This is a genomic window from Myroides guanonis, from assembly GCF_900114085.1.
In the GTDB taxonomy this organism is placed as follows: Bacteria; Bacteroidota; Bacteroidia; order Flavobacteriales; family Flavobacteriaceae; genus Flavobacterium; species Flavobacterium guanonis.
The window spans coordinates 269,651-285,111 of sequence record NZ_FORU01000001.1; the positions used below are offsets into that span (position 1 = coordinate 269,651).

General features: G+C 31.5%; 14 protein-coding genes. 8 read left to right on the forward strand and 6 right to left on the reverse strand.

Annotated elements, in window-relative coordinates; translation table 11 throughout:
• Positions 1-165 precede the first annotated feature (165 nt).
• Together BM024_RS01180 and hutI are read right to left on the reverse strand one after the other, a co-directional pair.
• Positions 166-1,206, reverse strand: coding sequence for a formimidoylglutamase (locus tag BM024_RS01180; protein ID WP_090677621.1), 1,041 nt, complete (start codon positions 1,204-1,206; stop codon positions 166-168).
• Positions 1,207-1,335: 129 nt separating this feature from the next.
• Positions 1,336-2,571 (reverse strand): imidazolonepropionase, encoded by a 1,236-nt coding sequence (gene hutI, locus BM024_RS01185; RefSeq protein ID WP_090677622.1) that lies wholly within the window; start codon positions 2,569-2,571, stop codon positions 1,336-1,338.
• A gap of 80 nt (positions 2,572-2,651) precedes the next feature.
• Between hutI and corA the strand changes: the two genes are divergently transcribed.
• Positions 2,652-3,731 carry a magnesium/cobalt transporter CorA gene (gene corA / locus BM024_RS01190; protein WP_090677623.1) on the forward strand — a complete coding sequence of 360 codons (1,080 nt, stop codon included), beginning with the start codon at positions 2,652-2,654 and terminating at the stop codon, positions 3,729-3,731.
• Positions 3,732-3,798: 67 nt separating this feature from the next.
• Here corA and BM024_RS01195 read toward each other — a convergent pair whose 3' ends face one another.
• Positions 3,799-3,984: a hypothetical protein gene (locus BM024_RS01195; RefSeq protein ID WP_090677624.1), complete on the reverse strand. Its 186-nt coding sequence runs from the start codon at positions 3,982-3,984 to the stop codon at positions 3,799-3,801.
• An 11-nt stretch (positions 3,985-3,995) separates the two neighbouring features.
• Positions 3,996-5,357, reverse strand: coding sequence for an oxygen-independent coproporphyrinogen III oxidase (gene hemN / locus BM024_RS01200; RefSeq protein ID WP_090677625.1), 1,362 nt, complete (start codon positions 5,355-5,357; stop codon positions 3,996-3,998).
• A gap of 95 nt (positions 5,358-5,452) precedes the next feature.
• Here hemN and BM024_RS01205 point away from each other — a divergent pair, with 95 nt between their 5' ends.
• The 4 genes from BM024_RS01205 to BM024_RS01220 all read left to right on the forward strand — a co-directional run bounded on the left by BM024_RS01205 (position 5,453) and on the right by BM024_RS01220 (position 10,082).
• Positions 5,453-5,827: a rhodanese-like domain-containing protein gene (locus tag BM024_RS01205; RefSeq protein WP_090677626.1), complete on the forward strand. Its 375-nt coding sequence runs from the start codon at positions 5,453-5,455 to the stop codon at positions 5,825-5,827.
• Positions 5,828-5,933: 106 nt separating this feature from the next.
• A complete protein-coding gene (locus BM024_RS01210; protein ID WP_090677627.1) occupies positions 5,934-6,206 on the forward strand; it encodes a DUF4834 domain-containing protein in 273 nt (90 codons plus the stop codon).
• A gap of 127 nt (positions 6,207-6,333) precedes the next feature.
• Positions 6,334-8,763, forward strand: a complete 2,430-nt coding sequence (locus tag BM024_RS01215; protein ID WP_090677628.1) for a YfhO family protein — start codon at positions 6,334-6,336, stop codon at positions 8,761-8,763.
• A gap of 11 nt (positions 8,764-8,774) precedes the next feature.
• Entirely contained in the window at positions 8,775-10,082 is a 1,308-nt protein-coding gene (locus BM024_RS01220) for a glycosyltransferase family 4 protein (RefSeq protein WP_090677629.1), read from the forward strand.
• A gap of 26 nt (positions 10,083-10,108) precedes the next feature.
• Here BM024_RS01220 and uvrA read toward each other — a convergent pair whose 3' ends face one another.
• Positions 10,109-12,922: an excinuclease ABC subunit UvrA gene (gene uvrA, locus BM024_RS01225; RefSeq protein ID WP_090677630.1), complete on the reverse strand. Its 2,814-nt coding sequence runs from the start codon at positions 12,920-12,922 to the stop codon at positions 10,109-10,111.
• Positions 12,923-13,250: 328 nt separating this feature from the next.
• Between uvrA and BM024_RS01230 the strand changes: the two genes are divergently transcribed.
• Entirely contained in the window at positions 13,251-13,835 is a 585-nt protein-coding gene (locus BM024_RS01230; protein WP_090677631.1) for a sigma-70 family RNA polymerase sigma factor, read from the forward strand.
• A gap of 59 nt (positions 13,836-13,894) precedes the next feature.
• Positions 13,895-14,020: a hypothetical protein gene (locus BM024_RS13835; protein WP_262492997.1), complete on the forward strand. Its 126-nt coding sequence runs from the start codon at positions 13,895-13,897 to the stop codon at positions 14,018-14,020.
• Between the two features lie 21 nt (positions 14,021-14,041).
• Here BM024_RS13835 and BM024_RS01235 read toward each other — a convergent pair whose 3' ends face one another.
• Positions 14,042-14,701, reverse strand: coding sequence for an endonuclease III domain-containing protein (locus BM024_RS01235; RefSeq protein ID WP_090677632.1), 660 nt, complete (start codon positions 14,699-14,701; stop codon positions 14,042-14,044).
• Between the two features lie 148 nt (positions 14,702-14,849).
• Here BM024_RS01235 and bcp point away from each other — a divergent pair, with 148 nt between their 5' ends.
• On the forward strand, positions 14,850-15,302 hold the full coding sequence (gene bcp, locus BM024_RS01240; protein ID WP_090677633.1) for a thioredoxin-dependent thiol peroxidase: 453 nt from the start codon (positions 14,850-14,852) through the stop codon (positions 15,300-15,302).
• Positions 15,303-15,461: the final 159 nt, after the last annotated feature.

A 15,461-nucleotide genomic window follows, 5' to 3' on the forward strand; every position in this document is an offset into this window, starting at 1 on the left:
TATTTCAAAAAGTGTATAATAAAACGTTCCTAGTAAGTTTATAATAGACTATAGACTTACTAGGAATATATTAAAGTAGAAGTTATTTATAGAGTGAGAGTTCTTCCTTCTAAAATAGAAGCTCAATAATTGAATTGCTTGAGAAGTAAGGAGTTTTTTTCAATACTATATGATTTTCTCAGAGTTAGCTTTGATGAAATCTGTAACCAAATATGAGATGAATTTTCCAATTAAATTAGGGTTTTTATCAGAGTCTAAGCTCGGTGCTCCTTCACAAATATGCAGGTACGCTGCGTTTCTAGATTTTGCGAAGAAATAAATGAATTGACGTAATTGTTCTGCTGAAAATCCAGTAGGTGTTATTGCGCTACTTGCAATTAATGGAATAGCATCTAAATCGATTTCAATACCAAAAGCATTGTTGTCTACATGTTTTTGAGCGGTTATTAGCTCTGTTTCAAAAGATTTCTCTTTCCTAACTTGCATTTGTTCATAGGTGTTGAATTTTACCTGATCTTGCTTTTCTTTCATGCTGCTAAAGACACTTTTAGACGTGTAGTTCTCATGTAATCCGAAGATAAAGTAGTTTTTTAAAAAACCTTCTTCCAATGCGTAAGAAAATCCATTCCCACTATGTCTTCCTTCTAGAGCTCTGAAATCTGTATGTGCATCAAAATTGATTGCATTTATACACTTACCTTTACCTAAAGCTGTTCCTTTGATATTACCGTAGGAATTATTATGACCTCCTCCAATTATGATTGGTATTTTTTTTGCTTTTACAATAATGCTGATAGTATGTGCTACTTCTTTGTCAATGCGGTCAACAAGTTCGAACATTTTTTTCTTGTCTTCCTTGTTGTCTATATTTAAATTAGCAACTTCTTCTAGTTCTTTTTCGAAATCTAAATGGCCGATTAGTGTAATACGGTGAGCTTTACAAAAACGGTTATGTTGAATATTTAAAAAGCTTTTTATAAAACTACTCCAAGCTCCAGCAGCTCCAGCTCTACCCATGTTTGCTCTTACTCCAATATCTTCAGGGATTCCAAGTATAGCATATTTAGAATCTTGTTTAGTTAGTTCTTTTGCCCATTCCTCTGTTTGTTCTAAAATCTGAAGACGTTCTCCAAATTTGATTTCTCCACTTCGAAAGCTTGTGTTTCTAGATATATCTAAAGCTGAAAATAATTTTAGATGTGCCATATACTAAAGTACTTAAATGTTCGTTAATTAGGTAGTTAGGTTTGAATTTTTTAATTGAATTAGGGCAAAGCTTTGATTTTTCAAGGCTTTGCCAACTTTCATTTTATGAAGTTCGTTATTTAAAAGATATTATATGAGTTTTCCTTTTAAAATTACCTGGTCTATTAAATTACTTCCAAAAGCGTAAGGAATTTCATAGAAAGAGTTTAGGGGTTTTGTGATAATAATACTTGCTTTTTTTCCAATAGTAATACTTCCGTATTCTTTTTCTAACCCCATTGCATAAGCACCATTAATGGTTGCTGCATTTATAGCCTCTTCTGGTGTCATTCGCATTTTTATACATGAAGTTGCAACTACAAAATTCATGTTTCCAGAAGGAGTCGTTCCGGGATTGAAGTCCGAAGCGACTGCTAAAGGTAAACCTGCGTCTATCATCTTTCTTGCTGGTGTGTATGGAATTGAAATAAAGTAGGAGCATGTTGGAAGTGCAACTGGCATGGTTTTACTATCTTTTAATACTTCAATATCCTCATCAGTAACAATTTCTAAATGATCTACTGACAAAGCTCCATGGTCCACACATGCTTTAATTCCACCAATGGCAGTAAATTGATTTACATGTATTTTAGCCACTAATCCGTGGTCCTTTCCTGCTTTCATTATTCTAGATGTTTCTTCAACAGAGAAGTAACCTGTTTCTAAAAACGCATCAACATATTCAGCTAAACCTTCTTTTGCTATTGTGGGTATCATTTCATTTACTAATAAGTCTATATACCCTTCATGATTATCCTTGTATTCTAATGGAAAAGCGTGTGCTCCTAAGAAAGTCGACTTAATTTCAATAGGGTATTTTGAAGCAAGCTTTTTGATAACGCGCAACATTTTTAATTCGGCTTCTAAAGTTAGACCATAACCTGATTTTATTTCAACTGCTCCAGTACCTTGAATCATGACTTCCTCTAATCGTACTTTTGATTGAGTATACAGCTCTTCTTCTGTACATTCTTGAAGTTTTTTTGCAGAATTTAGAATTCCTCCACCGCGATTGAATATCTCTTCGTAAGAAAGGCCGTTAATACGGTCTACAAATTCTAATTCTCTATTCCCTGCATAAACAATGTGAGTGTGACTATCCACCCATGTTGGTAAGACAGTTTTACCTGTTGCATCGATTACTTGATCTGCACTGATATGTGGACAATTATCCATAGTGCCGAAATCTGCAATTATATCATTTTCTATTAATAAATAAGCTTTGTCTATTTTTGGTAATTCTTTCATTTCAACACCTGCCACCAAATCTATTTGGTTTTCACGTACTTGTAATAATTCTTTTATATTGATTATTAAAATTTTCATATTAAAGGCTTTATTTTTTGTAAAAATAGAATGGAATTTTAAAAACTCCTATCTTTAGTACAAATTTAAGTTTAAAAATAGTGAGACGAGTTAAATATAATAAAAAGAGGACACTACAACCGAACTATTTAGAATATTCTGGAGAATATTCACATGTACCTATTTCCATGCAGCTCTTTGTTTATGATGAAGATTCTGTGCAAGAGTATACCGACTTAACTCTTTTTGAGATGGAAAAGGTTTTTAATGAGTCAAAACCTAATACTGTTAAATGGTTTAATCTTCATGGATTACATGATGTTGCTTTACTTATTGAAATTGGACAGTTCTTCCAAATTGAAAACTACTTAATGGCGGAAATTCTTAACTTTTCTAGACGAAGTAGAATGGAGGAGCTTGACGAGGTACTTTTCTTTAGTGTGAAGTCTATTCATACTATTGATGAGAACTCTAGTATAGATATTGAGCAATTAAGTTTCATTCTAAAAGATAATGTTTTGCTATCTTTTCAAGAGAAAAAAGGAAATTTATTTACGATTGTTCGTGAGCGTATTAGGACTAAAGTTGGGAATCTTAGAAGGAAAAATAGTGGTTACTTACTATTTGCGTTGCTTGAATCAGTAATGGAAAACTTTTTTATTAATATGGATAGTCTCGAAGATGAAATTGAAATGGTACTTATAGAGTCAAGAATAACGTATAGGCCAAATACATTAGTGATTATTGAGCGAGACTCCGAACAACTCAATGCAATAAAACGAGCTATACTCCCTTTGAGAGATGTTTTACATAATTTAAAAAATCAAGAAGATGTAAGAACTATTTCTCTAATTGGCAAAAATAATATTCTTTATTACTCTAGACTTCATTATCGCGCTTTGGAAGTATTAGACCAAGTTGAGTATAATCTTACTAAACTCGATAGTGCTACAAATTATTACTTTTCAGCGCAAAATCATCGAATGAATCAGATTATGAAAGTTCTTACAATAGTTTCCGTAATCTTTATGCCTCTAACATTTATTGTAGGTGTTTATGGAATGAATTTTGAAAATATGCCAGAACTGCGTTCGGAAAACGGATATTTCATCACTTTAAGTGCAATGTTTTTCTTGGTTTTATTGATGGTTGTTTATTTCAAATGGAAGAAGTGGTTTTAATTTTATAAAGATTTAAAAATTGAATCTGTTTCATTCATTTTGATGATAGATAATAATGTTTGAATGATCACTTATTGCTTTGTTGTTCTTTAGCAGCTTTTCTAAGAGAATAAATTAAGTAAGCAATAAAAATTACAAATGTAATATAAGAGAAACCATTGATACTCAAAGACCAGATATAATCGGTATTGAAATTAAAAATACCATAAACTAGACCTAATAAAACTATGTAGGTAATAATTTTTTCTTTCATTTTTCATTAGATTAAATTGTCATTGAAAATAATTGTCTATCAGGTTTTTCTCTTTGTAATCTTAAGTCAAAAGCCATGCATATATTTCTTAAAAAAGGATGACCTTTAGTACGAATATGAATTGTATCTTTATCAATGTAAATAAGTTCATCTTTCTCAAATTCTTTAAGATTCTCAAGAATATTCTTTATATCTAAAATTTCAGAAGAGAAATCAATCTTAGTGATTCCTGTACACATCAAATTTAAAATATGTTTTCTGATTAAAAGGTCTTCATTTGTTAAAATATGTCCTTTTATTATTGGTATTTGGTTTTTGTTTAAAAGTTCATAATAGGTCTCTATTTTTTTTTCGTTTTGTGCAAATGAGGTCCAACTATCACTAATAGAGGAAACTCCTAAACCAACCAATAATTGTGTCTTTGAAGCTGTATATCCCATAAAGTTTCTGTGAAGTTTTTTTTGTAACAGAGACTTATACAACATATCAGTCTTTAAGGAAAAATGGTCCATACCAATTTCTAGGTAGCCATATTTTTCGAGCAAATTTTTACCTAATTCATAAAGAGATCTTTTTTCCTCATCTTTAGGTAAGTCCGAATCTTTGAATCCTCTTTGACCAACACCTTTAATCCAAGGAACATGTGCATAACTATAAAATGCTAATCGGTCAGGTGATAAGGATTTTGTTTTCTCAATAGTATCAATTATATGTTGTGATTTTTGAAAAGGAAGACCGAAAATAAGATCATGTGATATAGATGTATAACCAATTTCTTTGGCCCAAAGAGTTACTTTAGCAACATTGTGAAAACTTTGAATACGATTAATCGCAATTTGAATTTTTGGACTATAGTCTTGAACTCCAAAACTAACGCGTCTAAAACCTAAATCAAATAAACATTTTAAGTGGGCTTTAGTCGTATTGTTTGGATGCCCTTCAAAACTAAATTCACAAGGTTCAACTTTTTCAGAAGTACTGAGTATACCATTAATTAATCTTTCCAAGCTTTCAGTAGAAAAAAAGGTGGGTGTTCCTCCTCCAAGGTGAAGCTCTTTTATTTTTGGTTTCTTTTGAAATAATTCACAATATAAACTCCATTCTTTTAAAACTGCATCTACGTAAGGCGATTCAACAGAATGCCTTTTTGTAATTCGTTTATGACAACCACAAAAAGTACATAAATTTTCGCAAAATGGTAAATGTATATATAAACTAATACCTTCACTTTCGTTGGACTCTAAAAATGTTTTCTTGCAATTTTTTAACCAAAGATCTTTGTTGAAGCTACCAATATCCCAATATGGAACTGTTGGATAGCTAGTATAACGAGGCCCAGGAACATTGTATTTTTGAATCTTTGAAATACTCATTATTGAATGGTTTTTTACAAAATTATAAATTGATTATGACTTGTGAGATGATAAATATCATGTGATAATTTGTATATTTCGAAAAAATAAGAGAAATGATAAAATATGTTCTAAGTGGGGTTATAAGTTTATTAACCTTGACATCTTATTGTCAAGATAAGAAAGACCATTTGTTGAATGCAATATCTTTTGGAAAACAATTAGATACTATTCATGGGCAATTGATTGATGTAAGAACAATTGGAGAATTTAATCAAGGAACTATAAGTGGAGCAAAAAACATTGATTTCATGGAATCAAATTTTGTAAAGGAGATTTCAAAACTTGATAAAAATAAACCTTTGTATATTTTTTGCAAATCGGGTGGACGTAGTGCAAAAGCATATGAATTATTGAAGGAGGAAGGGTTTGAAAATGTATATGAGTTAGAAGGAGGATTTAATGCATGGAAAGAGGTTCAAGCAAATTAATTAGTTTGCCTAATCAGCTTTAAATGTAAGGGGATTTTATATAATATTTATGAATTCACATTTATAGATATTTGAATTAATTGTTATTTTTGAAAAAAAATATAGTATGGACACAGCATCTTTCGGAGGTTTTTTAAGGACACTACTAATAATTGTATTGTGTTATTATGCTTTTAAGTTTGCAATGCGTTATTTATTTCCATTGTTTATTTATAAAGTTGCTAAAAAAGCCGAACAAAATTTTCAACAGAAACAACAGAATTATCGAGAACAACAAAATACTGCTCAAGAAACAAAATCCTCTAACCATTTTGAAAGTGGAGGGATGAGAGAGAAGAAAAAAGTAGGTGAGTATATCGAGTTTGAGGAATTGGATTAAAAAAAAGCCTTATGCATTGCATAAGGCTTTTTTTTATACTCCATTTTCTAGTTAAAGCTTTGCTGTTTCCTAGTTTATATTCTTATTTTAGCATCTTGTTTGAAATTTAGAATCAGCAATTGATATTATGAAAGACTTTAAAAAAATTCTTCCGCATGTGCTAGTAATAGTAGGCTTTATTTGTATAGCATTAGCTTATTTTTCTCCAGTTTTATCAGGGAAGGCTATGTTGCAATCAGATATTGTTCAATATACAGGAATGGCGAAAGAGCAAATAGATTTTAGGGAGAATTTTAAAGAAGAATCTTATTGGACTAATAGTGCTTTTGGAGGAATGCCTACCTATCAACTTGGAGCACAATATCCGCATAGTTATATAAAAAAAATAGATCAAGCAATCCGCTTTCTTCCGCGTCCAGCGGATTATTTATTTATTTATTTTATAGGTTTTTATATTCTTATGATTTCTTTTAGGATACGTGCTTTATATGCATTTTTTGGAGCATTAGCTTTTGGTTTTTCCACCTATTTAATAATAATTTTAGGAGTAGGACATAATGCCAAAGCGCATGCAATTGCTTACATGCCTATGGTATTAGCAGGGGTACTTTTAGTTTTTAGAAAAAAATACGCAGTGGGGGGACTGTTAACTCTATTCGCTGCTGCATTAGAAATAAATGCCAACCACTTTCAAATGACATTCTATTTGTTGCTGCTCTTAATTATTGTTGGAATATATTATGTGGTTTCATATATTAAACAGAAAGATTTTAAAGGATTAGGGATTGCTTCTTTAATTCTAATTGGGTGTGCAGTTTTAGCTTTAGGTGTAAATGCAACTAACCTGATGGCTACTTCTGAATATACTGAATTTAGCACAAGAAGTACTAGTCAATTGACTTTTGAACCAAATGGTGAGTCAAAGGTTACTTCTAATGCTATGAGTTATGATTACATTACAGAATATAGTTATGGTATTTTTGAGAGTTTAAATTTATTTGTACCTCGTCTTACTGGAGGAGCAAATAATGAATCTGTTGGTAAAAATTCTAATTTATATAAATTTGTAACGGCTTTAGGAGCTTCTCCTGAAGAGGCACTGAGATTTACTTCAAATGCCCCTACTTATTGGGGAGATCAACCAATAGTAGCAGCACCAGCATATATTGGTGCAGTCATTTTATTTTTATTTGTATTAGCATGCTTTGTAGAAAAGAGAAAAATAAAATACATATTTTTAAGTGGAGCAATACTTTCACTATTGCTTTCATGGGGAAAAAACTTTCCGGTATTGACAGATTTTTTCATCGAATACTTTCCAATGTATAACAAATTTAGAGCAGTTTCTTCAATTCAAGTTATACTGGAATTATGTATACCAGCTTTAGGAATACTTGGTCTTCATTCCTTTGTAAATATTGAAAATGAAAAGAAATTACAAGCTTTAAAATACGCTGCTTATACTACTTTAGGAACTTTGGTTTTATTGTTTTTAGGAAAGTCAATGTTGAGTTTTTCTGGATTAAATGACGGATATTATCAAAATATGTATGGGGAAATCGGACCTAAATTTATCGAGGCTTTAATTGAAGACCGTAAATCAATGTATACTTCTGATATTATTCGTTCATTTGCTTTAGTTGCATTGGTAATTGGGGTATTGTGGATGTATTTAAAGGGAAAATTACAAGCTACTGTATCTGTTGTGATAGTAGGAGTATTAATGATTGGAGATTTGGTTTTGATTGACTTAAACTACGTGAATAAAGATCAATTTGTAAATGCAGCTCAAGTAAAAAATCCTTTCCAACCAACGGAAGCTGATAAACAGATATTGAATGATCCAACACATTTCAGGGTTTTTGAAGTACAAGGTTCATTAAATAGTGCTAGGTCTTCGTTTTTTCACAATTCATTAGGCGGTTATCATGCAGCAAAACCAAAGCGGATACAAGAGCTTTTCGACTATCAGTTGTCAAAAAACAACATGGAAATATTTAATATGATGAATGTTAAATACATTATCCAAAAAGACGAACAACAACGAGATATCTCATTAATAAATGAAGAAGCAAATGGAAATGCATGGTTTATATCTAAGGTTATAAATGTAAACACTACAGATGATGAAATGAAGATGTTGGGTGGATTTGATTCTAAGAAACAAGTAATTTTTAATAGTTCTGATTTTGGAACTATTTCTCTGAAAGAAAATTATATAGTAGATAGCTTAGCTAAGATAAAATTAGTTGAGTATAAACCAAATTATTTAAAGTATGAAGCTGAAAATAAAGAAAGTGGTTTAGCAGTGTTTTCAGAAGTTTATTACCCACATGGATGGTTTGCTTACATAGATGGAGTAGAAGTACCTCATTTTAGAGTTGATTACGTTTTAAGAGGTTTGGAGGTCCCTGTCGGAAAACATGTTGTTGAATTTAAATTTGAACCAGAAGTTGTAAAGAAAGGAAGCACCATTGCTTTAATTAGTTTTATCCTGATGATTTTGATGGTTATTGGAGTTACTGGTTATCAATTAAAAAAGTCAAAAACTCAGTAAACAGATATTGTATGCAAGCCATTAAGGATTTGAAGAAAGTATTAATAATTACTTATTACTGGCCACCTGCAGGAGGTCCAGGTGTACAGCGATGGTTAAAGTTTGCGAAATACTTACCCTCTTTTGGTTACCAGCCAGTGATTTATACACCGGAGAATGCTAATTATCCAATACTGGATAAGCAATTGATTGATGAGGTTTCTGAACACTGTATTATTGTTAAAACACCTATTAGGGAACCTTATAGGCTGGCAAATTTGTTGGGTGCAAAAAAAGCAAAAACAATGAGTTCTGGAATTATAAAACTTTCACGAAAACAAAACTTTGCAGAGAAGTTGATGTTATGGATAAGAGGAAATTTCTTTATTCCCGATGCTCGTGTTGGTTGGGTAAAACCATCTGTTAACTTTTTAGTCAATTATGTTCAAAAGCACAATATAGATACTGTTATTACAACTGGTCCACCTCACAGTATGCATTTGATTGGAATGAAGCTTCAAGAGTTGTGTAATTTACATTGGATTGCTGACTTTAGAGATCCTTGGACAACCATTGGGTATCATAAAGAGTTGAAATTGACAGCTTTTGCAATTAAAAAGCATCTCGAATTAGAAAGAACAGTTCTGAACAAAGCGGATCAAATTATTGTCACTAGTAAGACTACGAAATCTGATTTTCAAAAAATAACTCAAAAGCCAATTAAGGTTATAACAAATGGTTATGATGTAGAATATGTTGGAAAGGTTGAATTAGATGATGCTTTTACAATATCTCATATCGGATCATTTCTGTCAAATAGAAACCCTCGTGTATTTTGGAAAGCATTGGCTGAATTACGTAAAGAGAACAAAGCATTTAAAGCAGCTTTTCAATTAAAGCTCGTTGGGAGAGTTAGTAATGAGATTTTAGATGCTATCCGTGAATTTGATCTAGATTCTTGTACAATAAATGTTGGTTATGTTGATCATAAACAGGCATTAATAGAGCAACGAAAGGCTCAAGTATTACTTTTGATTGAAATTGACTCAGAAGAAACTAGAGCTATAATTCCAGGTAAATTGTTTGAATATATGGCGGCAGAAAGACCAATATTAGCAATTGGACCTGAGCAAGCTGATTTTTTTGAAATTATTAAAGAAACTAATACTGGCAAGGTTGCACTTTATGATCAAAAAGAAGAGATTAAGGAAATTCTATTGAACTTTTTTAAAAGTTATCAAGAAGGAACACTTAAGGTTTATGGAATGGGACTACAATATTATAGTAGAAAAAAACTAACCGAAAGCTTGGCGAAACTTTTAGAAACAAAAAATGTTTAAAATCTTCCAAGCTTTCAATAGTATTGTTATTTAGTTGCTAACTTCTCCTTTAAATAGTATCCTGTACTTGATTTTTTGTTTTCAGCAACTTGTTCGGGAGTTCCAAATGCAATCAGTTCACCTCCGTGTTCACCTCCTTCAGGACCAATATCAATTATATAATCTGCACATTTTATTAGATCGAGATTATGTTCGATTACGATAATAGAATGTCCTCTTTCTATTAAAGCTTCAAAAGAGGTTAGTAGCTTCTTTATATCGTGAAAATGCAACCCCGTTGTTGGTTCATCAAATACGAATAATGCCTTCTCTTTAGTTACTCCAGAAACTAAGAAAGATGCTAACTTTATACGTTGTGCTTCTCCTCCAGATAATGTTGAAGAGGACTGTCCAAGTTGAACATACCCTAAACCAACGTCTTGTAAGGGTTTTAATTTTTGAATTATTTTACTTTGTTGATGTTTGTCGAAAAATGCGATAGCATCATCAATAGTCAAGGTTAATATGTCATGGATATTCTTACCTTCGAAGTTAACTTCTAATACTTCTTTTTTGAAACGTTTTCCTCGACAAGTTTCACATTCCAAATGAACGTCTGCCATAAATTGCATTTCTACAGTCACTGTTCCCTCTCCCTTACATGTTTCACAACGACCACCATCTACATTGAAAGAAAAGTGCTTCGGCTGATATCCACGTAATTTTGAAAGTTGTTGTTTAGAGTATAAGTCGCGAATGTCGTCGTATGCCTTGATATAAGTTACTGGATTGGAACGAGAACTTCTTCCTATTGGGTTTTGATCTACGTATTCGATATGCTTTAAAACAGAAAACTCACCTTTTAGCTCTGTAAATTGTCCTGGTTTATCGCTTAAACCAGTTAGTTTTTTTTGAACAGCAGGAAATAATATTTTTTTCACTAAAGTGCTTTTTCCACTTCCTGAAACTCCTGTAATCACGGTCAAACATTCCAAAGGAAATAGTACATCTATATTTTTAAGATTGTTTTCTCTAGCACCAATTATCTCTATAAAATTTTTATATGTTCTTCTTTTTCTAGGGATTTCGATTTGCATCTTACCGTTTAAATACTGAGCAGTTAGTGAGTCTGACTTCAAGATAGTCTCATAATCGCCTTGAGCTACTAATTCTCCACCGAATGTACCTGCCTCAGGGCCTATATCAATAATTTGATCTGCGGCCTTCATAATGTCTTCATCGTGTTCTACAACGATTACGGTATTGCCTAATGCTTTTAAATCTTCTAAAACTTTTATTAGTTTTTCAGTATCTTTTGGGTGCAATCCAATACTTGGTTCATCTAATATATACATTGAACCAACTAGACTACTTCCTAATGATGTTGCTAAGTTTATACGCTGCGATTCCCCTCCAGAAAGGGTTGCGGAATTTCTGTTAAGAGTTAAATAATCTAAACCAACTTCAGATAAAAAACCTAAACGATTTTCGATTTCAATCAATAATCTTTTTGCAACCTTAGCTTCAAAATCATTTAAGACTAGGTTGTCAAAAAAGTTTGTCAATTTTACGATTGGTAAATCAACTAAATCAGAAATTGTCTTTCCGTATATGGTAACATAATTAGCTTCTTTTCTAAGTCTTTTTCCTTTACAAGTAGGGCATTTTGTTTTTCCTCTGTATCGAGAAAGCATTACTCTGTTTTGAATTTTGTAACTTTTTTCTTCTAACTGGTCGAAGAAAGTATTTAGTCCTTCAAAATAGGTGTTACCTTCCCATAATAAAGTTTTTTCTTCCTCACTTAGTTGATAGATCGGCTTGTGAATCGGAAAATCAAATTTATAGGCATTATTTACTAGTTGATCTCTGTACCACCCCATACTTTCTCCTCTCCAAGGAAAAACAGCATTTTCATATACTGAAAGTGCTGTATTTGGGAAAACCAAATCTTCATCTATACCAATAATATTTCCATACCCGTCACAAGAAGGACAAGCACCATAGGGGTTATTAAAACTGAATAGATGTACATTAGGTTCTAAAAAAGTCAATCCATCTAATTCAAAATTTGCACTGAATTCAAATCGTTCTTGTGAATTCATACTTTGAATACAACAATATCCTTTACCTTCAAAAAAAGCTGTTTGAATGGAGTCTGCCAAACGGTTAAAGAATTCTTCTGAATCTGAAATGACTATGCGGTCTACTATTAAAAAGTAGTTAGCTGCATTTTGTTTATCTAAGTCAGTTGCACTTTCCAAATAATCATCTAAACGAACTACTTCGTTTGAAACAAGTATTCTAGCAAAACCCTGTTGTGAAAGTATTTGTAGTTTCTCACTTAAAGTGCGATCATTTTCTAAATGAATAGGTGATAATAGAAGCCATTTGGATTTTATTTCAAATCCTTTAACAGTATCTATTACATCACTTACAGTATCTTTTTTTACTTCCTTACCCGATATGGGAGAATATGTTTTACCGATACGAGCAAATAACAGTTTAATATAATCATAAATCTCCGTAGAGGTTCCAACTGTAGAACGTGCATTTGTTGTATTTACTTTTTGTTCGATAGCAATAGCTGGGGCAATACCTTTGATATATTCTACCTTCGGTTTGTCAATCCTTCCTAAAAATTGACGGGCGTATGAAGATAAACTTTCAACATATCTACGTTGGCCTTCAGCATATAACGTATCAAAAGCTAAACTTGACTTTCCTGAACCTGATAAGCCAGTAACAACCACGAAATTGTTTCTAGGTATTACAACATCTATATTTTTTAAATTATGGATTTGTGCTCCTTTTATAATGATGTTTTTTTTAGGGTCTATCTTGGAGTAATCTATTTTCTTCATATTCATTTATAGGTAATTTACAAAGGTAGCGGTTTTATTTTTTCTACAGAAATGAATTGATTTGAGATATAGCTAATTACATTTCTTAGTTTACAAAATATATTTATTTTTGACTACTTCTTTTAAATCTGTTTTTTTACTTAGTAGTAAATAAAGATCATTGGTAACGTTTTATCATGTCACTAAATTAAAATCTATTTTTATCTGTTAAGAGTATCTTAAATAGAATATTTTATTATATTTGTGATTCATAAACTCAAAAACATAGAAGCTTATAGCATAAAAATACTTTTTTAGAAATTACATATTCACGCTAATTAAGTATATTATGGTACATGCAACTATGTCGGATTCTTCGTTGATCCAACTTTACATAGCAGGGAAAGAACAAGCATTAGAAGTGCTTATTCAAAAACACCAGTCTAAGATTTTCGGATTCATCTATTCTAAAGTTGGTGACCGTGATTTAGCTAACGATATCTTTCAAGACACCTTTATTAAAGTTATACATACCTTTAGAGCAAATCGTTATAATGAGGAAGGTAAGTTTTTACCCTGGGTAATTCGAATTTCACATAATCTCGTAATTGATCATTTTAGACGTGAGAAAAGAATGAGAATGCAACGAGATACAAATGATTTCTCGGTTTTTGATTTTTTAATGGATGATTCTCCAATTATTGAAAAAGCGCTAATTAAAAGTCAAATTGATGAAAGCATGCAGTTTCTAATTGATGGATTACCTGAAGATCAAAAGGAAGTATTGTGTATGCGTATCTATCAAGATTTAAGTTTTAAAGAGATTGCAGAACAAACAGATGTTAGTATCAATACTGCTTTGGGCCGAATGAGATATGCCTTGATTAATTTAAGAAAAATTATTGAACAGAGGAATGTAATTTTATTCGATTAATGCAATACTAAAATGTTTTATTAAGCGTTCTTAAACTATAGTAATTTAAAATTAAGCGCATGATAAAACTTTACTCTAAAGAAAAAAAAGAGTCTTTGAATCCTGATAAAAAGACTATAGATTTTATATTAAAATACTCTAAGGAGTATACTAATAGAAATAAGAAAACTGATTTAATACATTAATAACTCAAGAGTCCTTATGTTTTACTTAAGGACTTTTTTATTATATTCATTTAGAACACTTTTTCGTCCTATTACACGAGTTATTATATCCAAATCCAAATTCCAGCCTCTAGCTGGAGAATACTCTCTACCATACCAAATCATTTGTAAATGTAATCGATTCCATGTTTCGATAGGAAAGAGTCTTTTGGCGTCTTTTTCGGTTTGCTGTACATTTTTGCCATTAGATAAATTCCATCGATACATTAATCTATGAATATGAGTATCAACTGGAAAAGTTGGTATATCAAACGCTTGTGCCAATACGACACTCGCTGTTTTATGACCTACAGCAGGTAATTCTTCAAGATCATCAAAGTTTTGCGGTACCTCGCCATTGTGCTTTTCAATCAATATTTTAGAAAGACCGTGAATACCTTTAGACTTCATAGGTGAAAGACCACAAGGTCTAATAATATCTTGTATTTCTTGAATAGATAGCTTAACCATATCATAGGGGTTATCAGCTTTTGCAAATAAATATGGAGTCGTTAAGTTTACACGAACATCAGTACATTGAGCTGAAAGTAAAACAGCTATCAATAAAGTATAGGGATCTTTATGGTCTAATGGTGTTGGAATTTCAGGATAAAGTGCTTCTAATGTGTCTATCACAAATTGTACTTTTTCTGCTTTGTTCATGTTGGAATGTTTTGTGCTAAGATACTAAGTTCTCAGGATATCTAAAAGGGAACTGATTGGATCAGATTTTTGAAGTAAATGTTTATAACACATAAGTTCGCGATTGAGGTTCTAATTATTTAAATTTGGAAATAAAATGAGATTGATCATGTTAACATTAAAAATAGGCGATTTAGCTCCAAATTTTAGCGGAGTTGATCAAGATGGCAATATCCATGAATTAATGGATTATAAAGGAAGAAAACTAGTTATGTTTTTCTATCCCAAAGCAAGTACACCGGGATGTACTTGGGAAGCATGTGATTTAAGAGATAATTACGAGCGTTTTCAAAATCAAAATTATACCTTATTGGGTGTCAGTGCCGATTCAGCTCTAAGACAAAGTAAATTTAAGGAAAAGAATAATTTGCCTTTTCCGTTATTAGCTGATGAAGATAAATCTGTCATAAATGCATTTGGAGTCTGGGGACCTAAGAAATTTATGGGAAGAACGTATGATGGAATACATAGAACTACTTTTGTGATTGATGAAACTGGAGTAATTAGCGATATAATTACAAAGGTTAAAACTAAAGCGCATGCTGAGCAAATATTAGATTAAGATCAATTCCAGATTGATTTGTATTGTATCAAAATGAAGATAAAAAGGCATTACTTTCTTTAGTGATGCTTTTTTTATTTTTAAAAATGGGTAAGTTTTTCTAGTGTAAAATAGCTGTTATTTAATTGTCAATATTGAAATACCACTTATCAAGGTGTA

Excerpts from the sequence above, each read along its gene's own strand:
- BM024_RS01180 (WP_090677621.1), bottom strand. The coding sequence starts at position 1,206 with ATGGCACATCTAAAATTATTTTCAGCTTTAGATATATCTAGAAACACA.
- hutI (WP_090677622.1), bottom strand. The coding sequence starts at position 2,571 with ATGAAAATTTTAATAATCAATATAAAAGAATTATTACAAGTACGTGAA.
- BM024_RS01195 (WP_090677624.1), bottom strand. The coding sequence starts at position 3,984 with ATGAAAGAAAAAATTATTACCTACATAGTTTTATTAGGTCTAGTTTAT.
- hemN (WP_090677625.1), bottom strand. The coding sequence starts at position 5,357 with ATGAGTATTTCAAAGATTCAAAAATACAATGTTCCTGGGCCTCGTTAT.
- BM024_RS01205 (WP_090677626.1), top strand. The coding sequence starts at position 5,453 with ATGATAAAATATGTTCTAAGTGGGGTTATAAGTTTATTAACCTTGACA.
- BM024_RS01210 (WP_090677627.1), top strand. The coding sequence starts at position 5,934 with ATGGACACAGCATCTTTCGGAGGTTTTTTAAGGACACTACTAATAATT.
- BM024_RS01215 (WP_090677628.1), top strand. The coding sequence starts at position 6,334 with ATGAAAGACTTTAAAAAAATTCTTCCGCATGTGCTAGTAATAGTAGGC.
- BM024_RS01220 (WP_090677629.1), top strand. The coding sequence starts at position 8,775 with ATGCAAGCCATTAAGGATTTGAAGAAAGTATTAATAATTACTTATTAC.
- uvrA (WP_090677630.1), bottom strand. The coding sequence starts at position 12,922 with ATGAAGAAAATAGATTACTCCAAGATAGACCCTAAAAAAAACATCATT.
- BM024_RS01230 (WP_090677631.1), top strand. The coding sequence starts at position 13,251 with ATGGTACATGCAACTATGTCGGATTCTTCGTTGATCCAACTTTACATA.
- BM024_RS13835 (WP_262492997.1), top strand. The coding sequence starts at position 13,895 with ATGATAAAACTTTACTCTAAAGAAAAAAAAGAGTCTTTGAATCCTGAT.
- BM024_RS01235 (WP_090677632.1), bottom strand. The coding sequence starts at position 14,701 with ATGAACAAAGCAGAAAAAGTACAATTTGTGATAGACACATTAGAAGCA.
- bcp (WP_090677633.1), top strand. The coding sequence starts at position 14,850 with ATGTTAACATTAAAAATAGGCGATTTAGCTCCAAATTTTAGCGGAGTT.